This is a genomic window from Dactylosporangium sp. CS-033363 (genome assembly GCF_050942475.1).
Taxonomy (GTDB): Bacteria; Actinomycetota; Actinomycetes; order Mycobacteriales; family Micromonosporaceae; genus Dactylosporangium.
In genome coordinates this window covers 10,142,592-10,161,415 of the sequence record NZ_CP192032.1, presented here as the reverse complement: position 1 = coordinate 10,161,415, position 18,824 = coordinate 10,142,592, and the positions used below count along the sequence as shown (strand labels likewise).

At 71.9% G+C, this 18,824-nt stretch carries 17 protein-coding genes; 11 read left to right on the top strand and 6 right to left on the bottom strand.

Features of this window, described 5'->3' with window-relative positions; genetic code table 11:
- Window positions 1–3: 3 nt before the first annotated feature.
- Genes ACQPZ4_RS46855 through speB form a run of 5 tightly spaced genes read left to right on the top strand, consistent with a single transcriptional unit; the run spans window position 4 to window position 5,012 of the window.
- Window positions 4–1,119, top strand: coding sequence for an ABC transporter ATP-binding protein (locus tag ACQPZ4_RS46855; RefSeq protein ID WP_433051897.1), 1,116 nt, complete (start codon window positions 4–6; stop codon window positions 1,117–1,119).
- Window positions 1,116–2,018, top strand: a complete 903-nt coding sequence (locus ACQPZ4_RS46850; protein WP_433051894.1) for an ABC transporter permease — start codon at window positions 1,116–1,118, stop codon at window positions 2,016–2,018. The genes ACQPZ4_RS46855 and ACQPZ4_RS46850 overlap by 4 nt, the downstream gene beginning before the upstream one ends.
- A complete protein-coding gene (locus ACQPZ4_RS46845) occupies window positions 2,018–2,824 on the top strand; it encodes an ABC transporter permease (RefSeq protein ID WP_433051891.1) in 807 nt (268 codons plus the stop codon). The genes ACQPZ4_RS46850 and ACQPZ4_RS46845 overlap by 1 nt, the downstream gene beginning before the upstream one ends.
- 5 nt (window positions 2,825–2,829) lie before the next feature.
- Entirely contained in the window at window positions 2,830–4,035 is a 1,206-nt protein-coding gene (locus ACQPZ4_RS46840) for a saccharopine dehydrogenase family protein (RefSeq protein ID WP_433051888.1), read from the top strand.
- Window positions 4,032–5,012, top strand: a complete 981-nt coding sequence (gene speB, locus ACQPZ4_RS46835) for an agmatinase (protein ID WP_433051885.1) — start codon at window positions 4,032–4,034, stop codon at window positions 5,010–5,012. The genes ACQPZ4_RS46840 and speB overlap by 4 nt, the downstream gene beginning before the upstream one ends.
- Here the strand turns inward: speB and ACQPZ4_RS46830 are convergent.
- The 5 genes from ACQPZ4_RS46830 to ACQPZ4_RS46810 are packed head-to-tail and all read right to left on the bottom strand — an operon-like array spanning window position 4,995 to window position 10,938.
- Window positions 4,995–5,363 carry a DUF779 domain-containing protein gene (locus tag ACQPZ4_RS46830; protein ID WP_433051882.1) on the bottom strand — a complete coding sequence of 123 codons (369 nt, stop codon included), beginning with the start codon at window positions 5,361–5,363 and terminating at the stop codon, window positions 4,995–4,997. The two genes, speB and ACQPZ4_RS46830, sit on opposite strands and share 18 nt — an antisense overlap.
- A gap of 2 nt (window positions 5,364–5,365) precedes the next feature.
- Window positions 5,366–6,889 (bottom strand): aldehyde dehydrogenase, encoded by a 1,524-nt coding sequence (gene adh, locus ACQPZ4_RS46825; RefSeq protein ID WP_433051879.1) that lies wholly within the window; start codon window positions 6,887–6,889, stop codon window positions 5,366–5,368.
- Window positions 6,890–6,898: 9 nt separating this feature from the next.
- Window positions 6,899–8,152, bottom strand: coding sequence for a GAF domain-containing protein (locus ACQPZ4_RS46820; RefSeq protein ID WP_433051876.1), 1,254 nt, complete (start codon window positions 8,150–8,152; stop codon window positions 6,899–6,901).
- Window positions 8,153–8,170: 18 nt separating this feature from the next.
- The gene (gabT, locus tag ACQPZ4_RS46815) at window positions 8,171–9,505 is read right to left on the bottom strand and encodes a 4-aminobutyrate--2-oxoglutarate transaminase (RefSeq protein ID WP_433067020.1); all 1,335 of its coding nucleotides are present in this window, start codon (window positions 9,503–9,505) and stop codon (window positions 8,171–8,173) included.
- A gap of 2 nt (window positions 9,506–9,507) precedes the next feature.
- Window positions 9,508–10,938, bottom strand: a complete 1,431-nt coding sequence (locus tag ACQPZ4_RS46810; RefSeq protein ID WP_433051873.1) for a gamma-aminobutyraldehyde dehydrogenase — start codon at window positions 10,936–10,938, stop codon at window positions 9,508–9,510.
- Window positions 10,939–11,034: 96 nt separating this feature from the next.
- Here ACQPZ4_RS46810 and ACQPZ4_RS46805 point away from each other — a divergent pair, with 96 nt between their 5' ends.
- Entirely contained in the window at window positions 11,035–12,459 is a 1,425-nt protein-coding gene (locus ACQPZ4_RS46805) for an aldehyde dehydrogenase family protein (RefSeq protein WP_433051870.1), read from the top strand.
- Here ACQPZ4_RS46805 and ACQPZ4_RS46800 read toward each other — a convergent pair whose 3' ends face one another.
- On the bottom strand, window positions 12,460–13,440 hold the full coding sequence (locus tag ACQPZ4_RS46800; protein WP_433051867.1) for a cation diffusion facilitator family transporter: 981 nt from the start codon (window positions 13,438–13,440) through the stop codon (window positions 12,460–12,462).
- Window positions 13,441–13,567: 127 nt separating this feature from the next.
- Here ACQPZ4_RS46800 and ACQPZ4_RS46795 point away from each other — a divergent pair, with 127 nt between their 5' ends.
- Genes ACQPZ4_RS46795 through manA form a run of 5 tightly spaced genes read left to right on the top strand, consistent with a single transcriptional unit; the run spans window position 13,568 to window position 18,522 of the window.
- The gene (locus ACQPZ4_RS46795) at window positions 13,568–14,938 is read left to right on the top strand and encodes a phosphomannomutase/phosphoglucomutase (RefSeq protein ID WP_433051864.1); all 1,371 of its coding nucleotides are present in this window, start codon (window positions 13,568–13,570) and stop codon (window positions 14,936–14,938) included.
- A 16-nt stretch (window positions 14,939–14,954) separates the two neighbouring features.
- On the top strand, window positions 14,955–15,194 hold the full coding sequence (locus ACQPZ4_RS46790) for a Trm112 family protein (RefSeq protein WP_433051861.1): 240 nt from the start codon (window positions 14,955–14,957) through the stop codon (window positions 15,192–15,194).
- Between the two features lie 5 nt (window positions 15,195–15,199).
- Entirely contained in the window at window positions 15,200–16,405 is a 1,206-nt protein-coding gene (locus tag ACQPZ4_RS46785; RefSeq protein ID WP_433067018.1) for an SIS domain-containing protein, read from the top strand.
- Window positions 16,402–17,376, top strand: coding sequence for a cation diffusion facilitator family transporter (locus ACQPZ4_RS46780; protein WP_433051858.1), 975 nt, complete (start codon window positions 16,402–16,404; stop codon window positions 17,374–17,376). The genes ACQPZ4_RS46785 and ACQPZ4_RS46780 overlap by 4 nt, the downstream gene beginning before the upstream one ends.
- 3 nt (window positions 17,377–17,379) lie before the next feature.
- Complete coding sequence (gene manA, locus ACQPZ4_RS46775) at window positions 17,380–18,522, top strand: mannose-6-phosphate isomerase, class I (RefSeq protein ID WP_433051855.1); 1,143 nt, start codon at window positions 17,380–17,382, stop codon at window positions 18,520–18,522.
- The last annotated feature ends 302 nt before the right edge of the window (window positions 18,523–18,824 follow it).

Here is an 18,824-nt window from a genome sequence, read left to right as displayed (position 1 = left end):
TACATGGACCTTCGCCTCAGTGGTGTGACGAAGCGATTCGGCCAGTTCACCGCGGTCGACGACCTGAGCCTGACGGTGCCCCGGGGTTCGTTCTTCGCGCTGCTGGGCGCGTCCGGATGCGGCAAGACGACCACCCTGCGCATGATCGCGGGGCTCGAGGAGCCCACGGAGGGCCAGGTCCAGCTGGGCGAGCAGGACATCACCCGGCTGCGGCCGTACAAGCGGCCGGTCAACACGGTGTTCCAGAGCTACGCGCTCTTCCCGCACCTCAGCATCGAGGACAACGTCGCGTTCGGCCTGCGCCGGCGCGGCATCCGCAAGTGCGCCGACCAGGTGGAGCAGATGCTGCACCTGGTCGACCTCGACGGCTTCGGCAAGCGCCGGCCCGCGCAGCTGTCCGGGGGGCAGCAGCAGCGGGTCGCGCTGGCCCGGGCCCTGATCAACCAGCCCCAGGTGCTGCTGCTCGACGAGCCGCTGGGCGCGCTCGACCTCAAGCTGCGCCGGCAGATGCAGGTCGAGCTCAAGCGCATCCAGACCGAGGTCGGCATCACGTTCGTGCACGTCACCCACGACCAGGAGGAGGCCATGACGATGGCCGACACGGTCGCGGTGATGAACGCCGGGAAGATCGAGCAGCTCGGGGCGCCGGTGGAGATGTACGACTTCCCGGGTACCGCCTTCGTGGCCAACTTCCTGGGCCAGTCCAACCTGCTGGCCGCCGACGTGACCGGCCGCTCCGGCGACGACCTGCTGCTGGACGCCTACGGTGGCCGCTACTCGGTCCCGGCGACGCGGGCCCGGGCGAGCGACGGCACGGTGTGGCTGGGCGTGCGGCCGGAGAAGATGCACCTGACCACCGGTGAGGTGCCGGCCGGGCATCAGGCGGTGACCGGGCTGGTGACCGACTCGTCGTACATGGGTGTCAGCACGCAGTACCTGGTGCGGGCGCCCTGGGGCGACGAGCTGACGGTGTTCTCGCCGAACTCCGGTGTGGCCGCGCCGCTCGCGGTGGCCAGTGAAGTGACCGTGTCGTGGCGGCCGGAGCACGCCTTCCTGCTGCCGCGCCCGGCCGATCAGACCCACGCGCCGGTGGTGGACGCGGAGGAAGTGGCGGCATGAGCGCCCTCGGGCAACTGGGGGCCGGGACCGCCGCCCCGGTCAAGCTGGAGAAGCCGCGCCGCAAGTGGCTGCCGTACCTCCTGCTGCTCCCCGGCGGACTCTGGCTGATCCTGTTCTTCGCGATCCCGTGCATCCAGCTGTTCGCGACCAGCCTCTACGACCCGAGCGGGTCGCTGGAGGACGGCTACGCGATGACCTGGGCGTTCGGCAACTACAGCGACGCCTTCGTGGAGTACCTGCCGCAGTTCGGCCGGTCGCTCTGGTACGCCCTGCTCACCACCGCGTTCTCGCTGCTGCTGGGCTACCCGCTGGCGTACGCGATCGCGCTCAAGGCCGGCCGCTGGAAGAACGTGATGCTCATCTGCGTCATCGCGCCGTTCTTCACCAGCTTCCTGATCCGCACGCTGGCCTGGAAGGTCATCCTGTCCGACAACGGCACGGTCGTGTCGGTGCTCAACGCGCTGCACGTCCCGCTGCCCGACGGCCGGCTGCTGGCGACCACGCCGGCCGTGATCGCCGGGCTGGTGTACAACTTCCTGCCCTTCATGGTTCTGCCGCTCTACGCCAGCCTGGAGAAGCTCGACCCGCGGCTGATCGAGGCGGCCGGGGACCTCTACGCCCGCCCGGTGGCCCGCTTCACCCGCGTCGTGCTGCCGCTGTCGATGCCCGGCGTGGTGGCCGGCACGCTGCTGACGTTCATCCCGGCGGCCGGCGACTACATCAACGCGCAGCTGCTCGGGACCAACCGGCAGTTCATGATCGGCAACGTGATCCAGTCCAAGTTCCTCAAGGTCGGGGACTATCCGGCGGCCGCCGCGCTGTCGTTCACCCTGATGGCGGCGATCCTCGTGCTGGTCTTCGTCTACGTGCGGCGCGCCGGAACGGACGAGGTGCTGTGATGCTCCACAGGCTGCGCAGGTTCCTCGCCGACCACTGGGTGCTGGGGATCGGGCTCGTCGTCCTGCTGTACCTCTTCGTGCCCATCGGCGTCGTCGCCGCGATGTCGTTCCGGGACGCCCGGGCCAACGCCCCCTACACGCTGGACAACTACAAGTTCACGCTGGACCACTGGAAGCACCCGTTCGGCGTGGCCGGCATCGGCGACGCGTTCTGGCTCAGCATCGGCATCGCGCTGCTGGCCACGCTGTGCGCGACCGTGCTCGGCACGCTGATGTCCTTCGCCCTGGCCCGGCACGCCTTCCGCGGCCGCGGCGCCACCAACACCCTGATCTTCCTGCCGATGGCGACGCCCGAGATCGTGATGGGCTCGTCGCTGCTGGCGCTGTTCGTCGCGGCCGGGGTCCCGCTGGGCTTCTGGACCGTGGTCATCGCGCACGTCATGTTCTGCCTGTCGTTCGTGGTCGTCACGGTCAAGGCCCGCCTCGCCGGGCTCGACCCGCGGCTGCAGGAGGCGGCCATGGACCTCTACGCCGACGAGCGGCAGACCTTCCTGCGGGTCACCCTGCCGCTGGTGCTGCCCGGCATCGTGGCGGCCGCCCTGCTGTCGTTCTCGCTGTCCTTCGACGACTTCATCGTGACCAACTTCAACTCCGGGACCACCGTGACGTTCCCGATGTTCGTCTGGGGGGCCTCGCAGCGCGGCATTCCCGCCCAGATCAACGTCATCGGCACCGCGATGTTCCTCATCTCCTTCCTGATCGTCCTCATCGGACAGTTGCCGCGCCTTCGCCGGAGGAAGGCCTAGGAGTCATGCGATTACTGATCGTCGGCGCCGGTGGCGTCGGCACCGCCGCGGTGCGCATCGCCGCCCGCCGATCCTTCTTCGAGCAGTGCGTCGTCACCGATCAGGACCCCAACCGCGCCGAGGCCGCGGTGGCCGCGGCCGACGATCCCCGCTTCGTCGCGGCCATCCTGGACGCCTCCTCCGCGCCCGCCGTCGCCGAACTCTGCCGCAGCCTGCGCATCACGCACGTCTTCAACGCCGTCGACCCCCGCTTCGTCATGCCGGTCTTCACCGGCGCGTACGAGGCCGGCGCCCACTACATCGACATGGCGATGTCGCTGTCGCAGCCGCACCCCGAGCGGCCCTACGAGAAGATCGGCCGGCTGCTCGGCGAGGAGCAGTTCGAGGCCGAGGACAAGTGGCTGGCGGCGAACCGGCTCGCCCTGGTCGGCATGGGCGTCGAGCCCGGCCTGTCCGACGTGTTCGCCCGCTACGCCGCCGACGTGCTGTTCGCCGAGATCCACGACATCGGCGTCCGGGACGGCTCCGACCTGGTGGTCGAGGGCTACGAGTTCGCGCCGTCCTTCTCGATCTGGACGACGATCGAGGAGTGCCTCAACGCGCCCCTCGTCTACGAGAAGAACCGCGGCGTGTACGTCACGCGCCCCTTCTCCGAGCCCGAGATCTTCGACTTCCCGGCCGGCATCGGGCCCGTCGAGTGCGTGAACGTGGAGCACGAGGAGGTGCTGCTCATCCCGCGCTGGATCGACGTGCGGCGGGTCACCTTCAAGTACGGCCTGGGCCAGGAGTTCATCGAGATCCTCAAGACCATCCAGAAGCTCGGCCTGGACTCGACGCGCAAGGTCCGGGTGGGCGGGGTCGACGTGTCCCCGCGCGACGTGGTGGCCGCAGTGCTGCCCGACCCGGCGACGCTGGGCGAGCGCATGCACGGCCGCACCTGCGCCGGCACCTACGTCACCGGCCTGGGCCGCGACGGGCGGCCGCGGGCCACCTACCTGTACCACGTCGTCGACAACGCCTGGACCATGCGCGAGTACCGCTGCCAGGCCGTCGTGTGGCAGACCGCGGTCAACGCCGTGGTCGCCCTCGAACTGCTGGCCGCAGGCACCTGGAGCGGCGCGGGCGTGCTCGGCCCGGAGGCGATGCCGCCGCGGCCGTTTCTCGATCTGCTCACCGAGTACGGCGTGCCGTGGAGTATGCAGGAGCTATGAACCAGTACGGGCCCAGCTTCACGTTCCTCGGCGTGCCCGCGTGTGACCTGGCCGCGCTGCCGGAGGCGGACGTGGTCATCATCGGCGCGCCCTACGACGGCGGCACCTCTCACCGGCCCGGCGCGCGGTTCGGCCCGCAGGCCATCCGCGGCGCCGACTACCTGCCGCAGGACGGGTCCCGCCCGTCGCTCGCCATGCGCGTGGACGCCCTCAAGGACCTGCGGGTGTTCGATGCCGGGGACATCGAGATGTACGCCCCGGACTCGGCCGCGTCGCTCAAGAAGCTCGAGGACGCCGTCTTCGCCGTGGCCGACACCGGCGCGATCCCGGTCGTGCTCGGCGGCGACCACACGATCGCCTGGCCGGACGCGACCGGCGTGGCCCGCAAGCTCGGCTACGGCCGGGTCTCCATGGTCCACTTCGACGCGCACGCGGACACCGGCGATACCGACCATGGCTCGCTGATCGGCCACGGCCAGCCGATGCGCCGCCTGATCGAGTCCGGGGCCCTGCGCGGCGACCGCTTCCTGCAGCTCGGCCTGCGCGGCTACTGGCCCGAGCCGGAGACGCTGGACTGGATGGCGCAGCAGGGCCTGCGCTCGTACGAGATGAGCGAGATCGTGTCCCGCGGGCTCGACGAGTGCCTGGCCGAGGCGTTCACCATCGCCACCGACGAGTGCGACGGGGTGTTCCTCTCCGTCGACGTGGACGTGGTCGACCCCGGCATGGCCCCGGGCACGGGCACCCCCGAGCCGGGCGGCCTGACCGCGCGGCAACTCCTCGACGCGGTCCGCCGCTGCTGCTACGAGCTGCCGATCGTCGGTGTCGACGTGGTCGAGGTTTCGCCGCCCTACGACCACGCCGAGATCACCGCGTTCCTCGCCAACCGGGTCGTCCTGGAGGCCCTGTCCGCGATCGCCCGGAGGCGCCGCGGGGACCCCTGGGACCCCCGGCAGCCGCTACTCCAAGGCCGCTAGCTCCTCCTCGGTCAGCAGCCGCGAGCGGATCAGGAAACGCACCCCCTCTGGCGCTTCCAGCGAGAAGCCGGAGCCGCGTCCGGGCACCACGTCGACCGTGAGGTGCGTGTGCCGCCACAGCTCGAACTGCGACTTCGACATCCAGAACGTCACCGGCTCGTCCACGCCGTCGATCTTGATGGACTGCAGGAGGACGTCCGACGAGCCGGTGCGGAACTCGCCCTCCAGGTAGCACATCGGCGAGCTGCCGTCGCAGCAGCCACCGGACTGGTGGAACATCAGGGGTCCGTGCGTCCCCCGCAGCGACCGGATCAGGTCGGCCGCCGCGGGGGTCACCGCCACTCGCTCCATCTCTAGAAGAACCCGAGCTTGTTCGGGCTGTAGCTGACGAGCAGGTTCTTGGTCTGCTGGTAGTGCTCGAGCATCATCTTGTGGTTCTCGCGGCCGATGCCGGACTGCTTGTACCCGCCGAACGCGGCGTGCGCCGGGTACGCGTGGTAGCAGTTGGTCCACACGCGACCGGCCTGGATGGCCCGGCCCGCGCGGTAGGCGGTGTTCGTGTCGCGGGTCCACACGCCGGCCCCGAGGCCGTAGAGGGTGTCGTTGGCGAGCTTGATGGCGTCGGCGAAGTCGGAGAACGAGGTCACCGAGACCACTGGGCCGAAGATCTCCTCCTGGAAGATCCGCATCGCGTTGTCGCCCTCGAACACGGTGGGCTGGACGTAGTACCCGCCGGACAGCTCGCCGCCGAGGTCCGCGCGCTCGCCGCCGATGCGCACCTTGGCGCCCTCCTCCTTGCCGATGGCCAGGTAGGAGAGGATCTTCTCGAGCTGGTCGTTGGAGGCCTGGGCGCCGACCATGGTCTCGCTGTCGAGCGGGTGGCCCTGCTTGATGGCCCGCACGCGCTCGGTGGCGGCCTCCATGAACGTGCCGTAGTGGCCCTGCTGGACGAGCGCGCGGGACGGGCAGGTGCACACCTCGCCCTGGTTCAGCGCGAACATCGTGAAGCCCTCGAGCGCCTTGTCGTAGAAGGCGTCGCTGGCGGACGAGACGTCGTCGAAGAAGATGTTGGGGCTCTTGCCGCCGAGCTCGAGGGTCACCGGCTTGATGTTCTCGCTGGCGTACTGCATGATCAGCCGCCCGGTCGTGGTCTCGCCCGTGAACGCCACCTTGGCCACCCGCGCGCTGCTCGCGAGCGGCTTGCCGGCCTCGACGCCGAACCCGTTGACGATGTTGACCACGCCCGGCGGGAGCAGGTCGGCGATCAGGCTCATGAGCACGTGGATCGAGGCGGGCGTCTGCTCGGCCGGCTTGAGCACGACCGCGTTGCCGGCCGCGAGCGCCGGGGCCAGCTTCCAGGTGGCCATGAGCAGCGGGAAGTTCCACGGGATGATCTGCGCGACCACGCCCAGCGGCTCGTGGAAGTGGTACGCGACGGTGTCGTCGTCGATCTCGCCGAGGCTGCCCTCCTGGGCCCGGATGGCGCCGGCGAAGTACCGGAAGTGGTCCACCGCCAGCGGCAGGTCGGCGGCCAGGCTCTCGCGGATCGGCTTGCCGTTCTCCCAGGTCTCGGCGACGGCGAGGGCCTCGAGGTTGGACTCGATCCGGTCGGCGATCTTGTTGAGGATGTTGGCCCGGTCGGCGACCGAGGTGCGGCCCCACGCGTCGGCGGCGCCGTGCGCGGCGTCGAGGGCGAGCTCGACGTCCTCGGCGGTGCCCCGCGCGATCTCGCAGAATGCCTGCCCGGTCACCGGGCTGGGGTTCTCGAAGTACTGGCCGCGGACCGGCTTGACGTACTCGCCGCCGATCCAGTTGTCATACCGGGACTCGTACTTGACCAGGGAACCCTCCTGGCCGGGGGCTGCATAGCGCGTCATGCCCGAACGCTAGTTACGCGGACGTTGCAACAACGTTGCGTACTCCTTCGACAGGTTGTCCACCCGTTCCATGGCGAGGGCGTGGCGGGGCGAGCCGGGCGGGAGCGCGGCCGCGAGAGCCTCCCACATCCAGAGATCCTCGGCCCCCCACGGCGCTCCGGTCCACGCGGAGAGCAGGCGGGGGTCGCCACTGGCCCGGACCCCGGCGCGCAGCTGGCCCTCGATGAGCCGGCGCAGCCGGACGATGCCGGGCGCATCGGAGCGGGGCAGGAGCGGGCCGCGGTACGCGCGCAGGGCCCCGGCCACGTCGCCGGCCGCGAGCAGGTCGGCGATCTCGGCGAAGTCGGCCCGGACGGGATCGGCCAGCCGGTACGGGCGGGACAGCAGCAGCGGGCCGAGGGCGTGGCGCAGCCGGGACAGCTCGGCCCGCAGCGTGACCGGGTTGACGAACTCGTCGCCGTAGAGCTCCAGGGCGAGCTGGTCGCCGGTGAGCCCCTCCGGGTGCGCGCACAGCAGCGTGACGATCTCGCTGTGCCGCCGGCTCAGCCGCCGCGAGCGCAGGACTCCCTCATCCCGGCCCAGGGCGCTGAAGGAGGGGCCCACCGAGACCAGCGTGGCCAGGTGGGCCTCGGCCGCCCGGGCGGTGGCCACGACCAGCGCCAGGGAGTGCGGGTTGGCCAGGTGGTCGCCGCCGGTGACGTCGATCGCGCCGAGCAGCCGGCCGGTGCGCGGGTCGTGGATCGGCGCGGCCGAGCAGGTGAAGCGCTGGACCCGGCGGCTGAAGTGCTCGGTCGCGAAGATCTGCACCTCGTGGTCGACGGCGATCGCGGTGCCGGGTGCGTTGGTGCCGGCGTGCGCCTCGTCCCACTGCGCGCCGGCCACGAAGTTCATGTCCTCGGCCCGGCGCAGGACGGTCGGGTGCCCCTCGACCCACAGCAGCCGGCCGTCGGCGTCGCAGATGGCCATCAGGTGGTCGCCGTCCTCGGCGAAGCTGCCGAGCAGGTCCCGGAAGAGCGGCAGCGCGTGCCGGAGCGGGTGGCCGCGCCGGTACTCCTCCAGCTCCTCGTCGCCCAGGTCGACCGGCGCGGTGGCGTCCGGGTCGAGCCGGGCCGCCGCGCTGCGCCGCCACGAGTCGGCGACGACCCCGCGCACCTGGTCCCCGACCCGGCCGTCGCCCAGGAACGTGTCCCAGGCGCGGCCGACCTGACCGCTCCGCTCGCGGGGGTCAGCCCCCGTGGGCAGCGCGAGCCAGGGATTTCGCATGCCCAATAGTGACCCGCGTCACCCTTGATCGCCAAGGCCAGATTCGAGCAGGGCGAGCGCGCGTTCCAGGGTCGCGTCGTCCATCACGAGCGGGGGGAGGAAACGGATCACGTTGCCGTACGTCCCGCAGGTGAGCAGCAGCAGCCCGGCCTCGTGGGCCCGGCGCTGGACGGCGGCCGTGCGGGCGGCGTCCGGGGTCGCGCCCAGCGGTGCGCCCTTGGCCCAGCCGCGCTCCGCCGTCAGCGTGCCCGGCGCGGCGGACTCGGGCACCACGATCTCCATGGCCAGCATGGCGCCGCGCCCGCGGACGTCCCCGACGAACGGGAAGCGCTCCTGGAGCGCGCGCAGGCGGGGCAGCATGACCGATTCGATCCGCCGGGCGGCCGCCGCGAGGTCCAGCTCCCGCATGGTCTCGATCGCGGCGAGGGCGGCCGCGCAGGCGATCGGGTTGCCGCCGTAGGTGCCGCCGAGCCCGCCCGGGTGCACCGCGTCCATGAGCTCGGCGCGCCCGGTGACCCCCGCCAGCGGCAGCCCGCCGGCGATGCCCTTGGCCGTGGTGATCAGGTCCGGCTCGACGCTCTCGTGGGTGCTGGCGAACCAGTCGCCGGTGCGGCAGAAGCCGGTCTGGATCTCGTCGGCGATGTAGAGCGCACCGTTCGCCTTGGCCCAGGCGGCCAGCGAGGGGAGGAAACCCGGCGCCGGTACCACGAAGCCGCCCTCGCCCTGGATCGGCTCGATGAGCACGGCGGCCACCTGGTCGGCCCCGACCTGCTTCTCGATCATGCCGATGGCCAGGGCGGCCGCGTCCGGGCCGGCCAGCCCGTCGCGGAACGGGTACGACATCGGCACCCGGTAGACCTCGCCGGCGAACGGGCCGAAGCCGTGCTTGTACGGCATGTCCTTGGCGGTGAGCGCCATGGTCAGGTTGGTCCGGCCGTGGTACGCGTGGTCGAACACGACGAGGGCCCGCCGCCCGGTCGCGTGCCGGGCGATCTTGACCGCGTTCTCGACCGCCTCGGCGCCCGAGTTGAACAGGGCCGAGCGCTTCTCGAACGCGCCCGGGGTGAGCGCGTTGAGCTGCTCGCAGACGGCCACGTAGCCCTCGTACGGCGCGATCATGAAGCAGGTGTGGGTGAACCGCTCGACCTGCCGCTGGACCGCGGCCACCACCCTGGGATCCGAGTTGCCCACGTTGGTGACCGCGATGCCGGCCGCGAGGTCGATCCACTCCTTGCCGTCGACGTCGGTCAGCGTGCCGCCCCCGGCCTGCTCGACGTACGAGGAGATCATGCTGGTGACCCCGCGGGCGACGGCGGCGGAGCGGCGCTTGTGCAGGTCGGCCGAGTTCGTCATGGTCACAGCTCGATGTTGTGCATGACGTGCTTGATCCGGGTGTAGTCCTCCAGGCCGTACATGGAGAGGTCCTTGCCGTAGCCGGACTGCTTGAACCCGCCGTGCGGCATCTCGGCCACGATCGGGATGTGGGCGTTGACCCAGACGCAGCCGAAGTCGAGCCGGCGGGTCATCCGCATCGCGCGGCCGTGGTCGCGGGTCCAGACCGAGGAGCTCAGCCCGTACTCCACGCCGTTGGCCCAGCGCACCGCCTCGTCCTCGTCGGTGAAGCGCTGCACGGTGATCACCGGGCCGAACACCTCGTCCTGGATGATCTCGTCGTCCTGGCGCAGGCCGGACACGACGGTGGGGGAGTAGAAGAAGCCGCGGTCGCCGACCCGGGCCCCGCCCGTGTTGAGCTTGGCGTGGTCGGGGAGCCGGTCGATGAAGCCGCCGACCCTCGACAGCTGGTTGGCGTTGTTGAGCGGGCCGTACAGGATGTCCTCGTCGTCCGGGGCGCCCGTCTTCGTGCCGGCGGCCTGCTCGGCCAGGGCGGCCACGAAGTCGTCGTAGATGCCGGGCCCGGCCAGCACCCGGGTGGCCGCGGTGCAGTCCTGCCCGGCGTTGAAGTAGCCGGCGACCGCGATCGCCTCGGCCGCGGCGGCCAGGTCGGCGTCGTCGAAGACCACGACCGGGGCCTTGCCGCCGAGCTCCAGGTGGGTGCGCTTGAGGGAGGGGGCGGCGCCGGCGGCGACCTCGCGCCCGGCCCGCACCGAGCCGGTGATGGAGACGAAGTTCGGGGTCGGGTGGGCGACCAGGGCGCGGCCGGTGTCCCGGTCGCCGGTGACGACGTTGAGCACGCCCGGCGGCAGGAACTCGGCGGCCAGCTCGGCCAGCAGCAGCGTGGAGACCGGGGTCGTGTCGGAGGGCTTGAGCACGACGGTGTTGCCCGCGGCCAGCGCCGGGGCGATCTTCCAGATCGCCATCATGAGCGGGTAGTTCCAGGGCGTGACCTGGGCGCAGACCCCGATCGGCTCGCGCCGCACGTAGCTGGTGTGGCCCTTCATGTACTCCCCGGCCGACCGGCCCTCGAGCACCCGGGCGGCGCCGGCGAAGAACCGGACCTGGTCGATCGAGGGCGGCAGCTCCTCGCTGGCGGTCATCGCGCGCGGCTTGCCGGTGTTGCGGACCTCGGCGTCGATGATCTCGGCGGCCCGGTCCTCCATGGCGTCGGCCAGCTTGAGCAGGGCGCGCTGCCGCTCCGAGGGGGTGGCGTCGCGCCAGGTCTCGAACGCCCGGGCCGCCGCCTTCACCGCCCGGTCGACGTCCTCCGCGCTGGAGACCGGCGCCGAGGCGAACACCTCACCGGTGGATGGATCAACGAGATCGGAGTATCGCCCGTCGGCGGGGTCGATGTGCTCGCCGTCGACGAAGTTCTGCAGCTGCTTGGTCATGTCCACTCCCTTGGGGCCGGCACGGCTATTTTTTCCATCGAATCCGTGGCGCACAAGCCCTCGGGCAACTGTTTCCGTGGGAGTTAGGGTGGAATCGTGACCCCGTTCTTCATCGCCGGGCGCCCGGCAACCAGCGACGACGCCGTCGAGATCCGCCACCCCTACGACGGGCGTCAGGTCGGCACCACCTCCAATGCCACCCCCGAGCAGGTCGAACGGGCGGTCGCCGCGGCGGCCGCCGTCGCCTCCGAGGCCGCGGCCCTGCCCGCCAGCGCCCGGGCCGCCGCCCTGGACCACGTCAGCGCCCGGCTCAAGGAGCGCGCCGACGAGGTCGCCCGGCTCATCACGGCCGAGAACGGCAAGCCGATGAAGTGGTCGCGGGGCGAGGTCGCCCGGGCCGTCTCGACGTTCCGCTGGGCCGCCGAGGAGGCCCGCCGGTTCTCCGGCTCGCTGCAGCGCCTCGACACCGACCCGGCCGCGACCGGCCGCCTGGCGATCGTCAAGCGGGTGCCGCGCGGCCCGGTGCTGGGCATCTCCCCGTTCAACTTCCCGCTGAACCTGGTCGCCCACAAGGTCGCCCCGGCGCTCGCGGTCGGCGCGCCGATCGTGCTCAAGCCGGCCCCGGCCACCCCGCTCAGCGCGCTCCTGCTGGGCGAGATCCTGGCCGAGACCGACCTCCCCGCGGGCATGTGGTCGATCGTGCCCATCCCGAACGACCGCGCGCCCGCCCTGGTCGCCGACCCGCGCCTGCCGGTCGTGTCGTTCACCGGCTCGGGCCCGGTCGGCTGGCAGATCCGCGACGCCGTGCCGCGCAAGCACGTCACGCTGGAGCTGGGCGGGAACGCGGCCGTGGTCGTGTGCGAGGACTACGACGATCTCGACTGGGCGGCGGGCCGGATCGCGACCTTCTCCAACTATCAGGCCGGGCAGAGCTGCATCGCGGTCCAGCGGGTGTACGTCCACGAGCGCCACCACGACGCGCTCGCCGACAAGCTGGTGGCCGCCGTGGAGGCCCAGCGCACCGGCGACCCGTCCGACGAGCAGACCGACGTCGGCCCGCTGATCAGCGAGGACGCGGCCAAGCGGGTCGAGGCGTGGGTCGGCGAGGCGGTCGCGGCCGGGGCCAAGCTGCTCGCCGGCGGCACCCGCGACGGCGCCTCCTACGCCCCGACCGTGCTGGCCGGGGCGCCGGCCGACGCCAAGGTCTGCACCGAGGAGGTCTTCGGCCCGGTGCTGGTCCTGGAGCGGGTCGCCTCCGACGCCGACGGGTTCGCCGCGGTCAACGCCTCGCAGTACGGCCTGCAGGCCGGCGTCTTCACCCGCCGGCTCGACCGCGCCTTCGAGGCCCACCGGGTCCTGGAGGTCGGCGGCGTGATCGTCGGCGACGTGCCGAGCTACCGGGCCGACCAGATGCCGTACGGCGGGGCCAAGGCCAGCGGCGTCGGCCGCGAGGGCCTGGCCAGCGCGATGGCCGACTACACGGAGGAGCGCGTCATGGTCCTCACGGGCCTGCAGCTCTAGCTACTCCCACGCCTCGCGGGGCTCGGCGGAGGACGAGCCCGGCGGGCGCTCGGCCGTCTCGTACAGCTTCGCGTTGAACACGTCGGGCTCCAGGAAGATGAAGCACTCGTAGCTCAGCTCGTCGCGGACCCGCTTCTCGGCGCGGTCGATGGCCTGGGCGACGTGGGCCATGGTCTCGTCGGCGCGCACCGCCACCTTGGCCGCGATCAGCAGCTGGTCGGGGCCGAGGTGCATGGTGCGCAGGTGGATCATGCGTTCGATCAGCGGCTCGCGCTCGATCGCGGCCTCGATCTGCAGCAGCGTGCCGTTGTCGGCCGACTCGCCGATGAGCAGGCTGCGCATCCGCTGGGACAGGGTGATCGAGATGACCACCAGCAGGGCGCCGATGGCGAGCGTGCCGGCCGCGTCCCAGCGCCCGTCGCCGGTGACGACGGCGAGGGTGATGCCGAGGAAGGCGAAGGTGAGGCCGGTCAGCGCGCCGAAGTCCTCGGCCAGCACGACCGGCAGCTCGGGGGAGCGGGTGGTGCGGATGAAGCGCAGCCAGGGCGCCCCGCGGCGGGACGGCTGGGCCTCGTGCACGGCGGTGCGCAGCGAGAACGACTCCAGCACGACCGAGATGCCGAGCACCACGAACGCCCAGATCGGGTCCTGCACCGGCTCCGGGCTGTGCAGCTTCTCCCAGCCCTCGAACAGCGCGAACACGCCGCCGACCAGGAAGATCACCAGGGTGACGAGGAAGCCGTAGAAGTACCGGAAGCGGGCGTACCCGAACGGGTGCAGCTGGCTCGCCCGCTGCTGGGCCCGCCGGCCGCCGATGAGCAGCAGCACCTGGTTGGCGGTGTCGGCCACCGAGTGCACCGCCTCCGCGAGCAGCGACGACGAGCCGGTGAACAGGAACGCGACGAACTTGCTCAGCGCGATGCCGAGGTTCGCCGCGAGCGCCGCGACGATCGCCCGCAGCGAGTTGCCTTCCTCCGCCATGCGTTCATCCTGCCCTACAAGCTTCGCGGGTTCGCACCATGAGCAACTTGGGACTGACACGTGTACGGAACGCAACCGCACTAGGCTCCCTCGTAGGAACAGCGACCACGACTAGGGGTGCGAGACTGTGATCGACCTGAGCCGGATCGTCAAGGCCTACGACGTGCGGGGGACGGTGCCCGACCAGCTCAACGAGCCGGTGGCGGAGGCACTCGGGCGGGCGTTCGTGCAGACGCTGCGCAACCGTGGCGAGTTCGCCGAGAAGATCGTGACCGCGCATGACATGCGGGCTTCCGGCCCGGCCCTGGCGACCGCCTTCGCCAACGGTGCGCGCGCCGAGGGCGCCGACGTGCTGGAGGCCGGCCTGGGCTCCACCGACCTGCTGTACTACGCCTCGGGCGTGCTGGACCTGCCGGGCGCGATGTTCACCGCCAGCCACAACCCGGCGCAGTACAACGGGATCAAGCTCTGCAAGCAGGGCGCCAAGCCGGTCGGGCAGGACTCCGGCCTGGCCGAGATCCGCGAGCGGGCCCAGCAGATCCTCGACGGCGGGACCCGGGTGCAGGAGGGCGGGCTCAAGGGCGGCATCGAGCAGTACAGCCTGCTCGAGCGCTACGCGACCCACCTGCTCAAGCTCGTGGACCTCTCCGACATCCGGCCGCTGACGGTGGTCGTCGACGCCGGCAACGGCATGGGCGGCTACACGGTGCCGGCCGTGCTCGGCTCGGGGCTGCCGCTGACGATCATCCCGCTCTACTTCGAGCTGGACGGCACCTTCCCCAACCACGAGGCCAACCCGCTGGAGCCGGCCAACCTGGTCGACCTGCAGGCCAAGGTGCGCGAGACCGGGGCCGACATCGGCCTGGCCTTCGACGGCGACGCCGACCGCTGCTTCGTCGTCGACGAGCGCGGCGAGGCCGTCTCGCCGTCGGTGATCACGGCGATGGTCGCGGTCCGGGAGCTGGAGAAGGACCCGGGCGGCACGATCATCCACAATCTCATCACCTCGAAGGTGGTGCCGGAGATCGTCCGCGAGCACGGCGGGCAGCCGGTGCGCACCCGGGTCGGGCACTCGTTCATCAAGGGCGAGATGGCCCGGACCGGCGCCGTCTTCGGCGGCGAGCACTCGGCCCACTACTACTTCCGCGACTTCTGGGGCGCCGACACCGGCATGCTGGCCGCCCTGCACACCCTGGCCCTGCTCGGCGGCCAGGCCGCGCCGCTCTCGGCGCTGGCCAAGGACTTCGAGCGCTACGCCGCCTCCGGGGAGATCAACTCGACGGTGGCCGACACTGCCGGGAAGATGGCGGAGATCGAGCAGGCGTTCCCGGTGGAGATCGACCGCCTCGACGGGATCACCCTCACGTTCCCCGACGGCAGCTGGGCCAACGTCCGCCCGTCCAACACGGAGCCGCTCCTGCGGCTTAACGTTGAGGCGCCGACCGCCGAGCGGATGGCGGCCCTGCGCGATGAGATGCTGGCCGTCATCCGCCGCTGAACGAGGAGTGGAACGCGTGTCCGTGGACCCCGCCCTGCTGTCGATCCTGCGCTGCCCCGACGAGCATCACGCCGAACTGACCCTCGACGCCGAGGCCCAGACGCTCACCTGCACCGAGTGCGGACGGATCTACGAGATCCGCGACGGCATCCCGGTGCTGCTGCTGGACGAGGCGCGCCAGCCCGCGTCCGGCGACGCGGTTGAGAACGCCGACGGCGGGGAAACCGCCAATGCCGAAGAGGGTGGTGAGGCGTGAATCCGCTGGAGGGCACCGCGGGGGTCCGCGGGCATCGCGAGATCGACCTGGCGCTGCTGGACAACGCCGAGGGACTGGAGAAGAACGACCCGGGCGGCATGCTGCGGGCGACCGCGTCGGCCGGCGCCCAGGTGCGGGAGGCGGCCACGCTGGCCGCCGAGACCGACCTGAGCGCCCTGGCCGACGAGGGCCGCCCGCGCGCCGTGGTCGTCGCGGGTGTCGGCACGGCCGCGCGCACCGGCGACATCCTGGAGACCGTCGCCGGGCCGCGCTGCCCGGTGCCGGTGCTGGCCCACCGCAGCGCGGGCATCCCCGGCTGGGTCGGCGCGGCCGACGTGGTCATCGCCGTCTCGGCGTCCGGCCGCTCCCCGGAGGCCCTCGCGGCCGCCGAGGCAGCGGGGCGGCGCGGGGCCCGGCTGGTGGCCATCGGGGCCCCCGACACCCAGCTGCACGCCCTGGCCGACCGCTTCCGGGCGCCGTTCATCCCGGTGCCGCGGCGCGCGCCGGCCCGGGCCAGCCTCTGGGGGCTGACCGTCCCGGTCCTGCTGGCCGCCCGCCAGCTGGGCCTGGTCAAGGTCACCGAGGCCGACTTCGCCGAGACCGCCGCCCGGCTCGACGCCGACGCCGAGCGGTGCCGCACGGCGATGGAGACGTTCGTCAACCCGGGCAAGAGCCTGGCCCTGGACCTGGCCCACTCGGTGCCGATCGTCTGGGGCTCCTCGCCGCTGGCCACGGTGGCCGCCCGGCGCTTCGGCGACACGCTGTCGGCCAACGCGCGCTACCCGGCGGTCGTCGGCGCGCTCGGCGAGGCCGGCCGCGGCCGGGTCGGGCTGCTCGACGGCGTCTACGGCGGGCTGGCCGAGGCCGACCGCGACATCTTCGCCGATCCCGACGAGGACGAGGACGAGGGCGCCAAGGGCACCCGCCTGCGCCTGGTGCTGCTCCGCGACGGCGGGCTGACCGGCGAGGACGAGGACGACGGCGAGCCGGTCGCGGTCGAGGAGCGGCGGGCCGAGGCGGTCCAGGAGCTGGCCGAGCGCCGCGGCGTGCGGGTGAGCCTGATCACCGCCGAGGGTGGCTCCGCTCTGGAACGATTGGCGTCGCTCGTCGCCGTTCCGGACTTCACCTCGATCTACCTTGGTCTGGCGCACGGCTTCGACCCCATGGCCGTGCCGGCTGTCTCCGAGATGAAGGATCTGGTGTCTCCGTGAGCACTGAGGGTGGGACGAAAGCGATCTTGGCGGCCCTCGCCGCCAACCTCGGCATCGCCGCTACCAAGTTCGTCGCGTTCTTCCTGACCGGCTCGTCGTCGATGCTGGCCGAGGCCATCCACTCGGTCGCCGACTCCGGCAACCAGGGCCTGCTGCTGCTCGGCGGCAAGCAGGCCACGAAGCAGGCGACCGCGCGCCACCCGTTCGGCTACGGCCGGGAGCGGTACATCTACGCCTTCATCGTCGCCGTCGTGCTGTTCTTCGTCGGTGGCGTCTTCGCCATCTACGAGGCCTGGCACAAGCTGTCCCACCCGGAGCCGATCGAGTCCTGGCAGTGGGTGCCGGTCGTGGTGCTGGTCGCCGCGATCGTCATGGAGAGCCTGTCCTTCCGCACCGCGATCGGCGAGACGAAGAAGATCAAGGGCAAGGCGACCTGGGTCCAGTTCATCCGTCGGGCCAAGGAGCCGGAGCTGCCGGTCATCCTCCTGGAGGACCTCGCCGCCCTGATCGGCCTCGTGCTGGCCCTCTTCGGCGTCGGGCTGACCCTGATCACCGGCAACGGCATCTGGGACGGCGTCGGCACCGCGGCCATCGGCGTGCTGCTCATCGCCGTCGCGGCCGTGCTCGCGGTGGAGATGAAGAGCCTGCTCGTGGGCGAGGCGGCCACCGAGGAGCAGGTCAGCGCCATCGAGGCGGCGATCGTGGACGGCCCCGAGGTCGAGCGCGTGATCCACATGCGCACGGTCCACCTCGGGCCGGACGAGCTGCTGGTGGCGGCCAAGATCGCGGTGCGGCACAACGAGACCGCGGACGAGATCGCCCGCGGCATCGACGCCGCCGAGGCCCGCATCCGGGCCGCGGTGCCGATCGCCCGCGTGATCTACCTGGAGCCGGACATCTACCGGGCGACCAAGGCCGGCGAGGCGGACCACACCACCGCCCCGGCGGCCGATCCTGCAGAGGCGCACTGATCCGTGGAACTTCTCGACAGCCCGATCCGCAAGTACGCGTGGGGCTCGCACACCGCGATCGCCACGCTGCAGGGCCGGCCCGCGCCGACCACCGACCCCGAGGCCGAGCTGTGGATGGGCGCCCACCCGGCGAGCCCGTCCCGGCTGGCGGTGAGCGGCCGGTCGCTGGTCGACGCGATCGCCGCCGACCCGGAGACGCTGCTCGGGAGGGTCAACGTCGAGCGCTTCGGCACCCGGCTGCCGTTCCTGCTCAAGGTGCTGGCGGCCGCCCAGCCGCTGTCGCTGCAGGCCCACCCGACGCTGGAGCAGGCCCGGGCGGCGCACGCCGGCGGGCACCCGTCCTACGTCGACGCCTGGCACAAGCCGGAGATGCTGGTCGCGCTGACCGACTTCGACGCGCTGTGCGGCTTCCGCGACCCGGCGGCGGCCGCGGCCGACCTCGCCGCCCTCGGCGTGGAGCGGCTCAAGCCCACGATCGACGCGCTGAGCCAGGCCGACCCGGCGGCGGCGCTGCACGACGCCGTCCGCGGCCTGCTCGGCAACCCGGACGCGGACCTGGTCGGGGAGGTCGTGGCGGCGGCGGGCGCGCGGGCGGCCGAGCGCCCGGCGTACGACCTGATCGCCGCCCTGGCCGAGCAGTACCCGGGCGACAGCGGGGTGATCGTGGCCACGCTGCTCAACCGCATCCGGCTGCGCCCGTCCGAGGCGGTCTGGATGCCGGCCGGCAACCTGCACGCCTACCTGCGCGGCGTCGGGGTCGAGATCATGGCCGCGTCCGACAACGTCCTGCGCGGCGGGCTGACCCCGAAGCACGTGGACGTCGCCGAGCTGCTGCGGGTGCTGCGCTTCGAGGTGCTCGACGAGCCGGTGACGCACGCCGAGGAGCTGGGCGGGGGCCTGTGGGCCTACCCGGTGCCGGTGCCCGACTTCGCGCTGCACCGGGCCGTGCTGGACGCCACCCGGCCGGCCGTCCGGTTGCCGGGCGGGGGGCCGCGGATCGTGCTGTGCACGCGCGGCTCGGTGCGGGTGGACGACGGGGCCGTACCGGTGACGCTCGGCCCCGGTCAGGCGGCCTTCGCGCCGGCCAGCCGCCCGGAGCTCTCGCTCAGCGGGAACGGGGAGGCCTTCCAGGCGGCCACGCCGTGACGCAGGCGTAACTCACACGAGCTGTTGAACCGGGCGCTCCGCGGACTTCGCGGGGCGCCCGGTCTCGTTACCAATCCAAGGTGTCCGATTTAGTAGCAAATGCTTGACATTCCGGTTGCAGGCGGTAATCTTCTAACTACGCAGGGTTTGTGACAGCGTCCAAGCCAATTGCGGGGGAACCAAACCGGGGGGAAGAACGGGGCGGTGGGAGCAATCCCGCCGCCCCGTTCGCTGTCCAGGTACTTCCTGCGTGCCGACTCCTCCAGGGGTGCTTGGAGGGCTCGGAGGCCGCCGCGTACCGT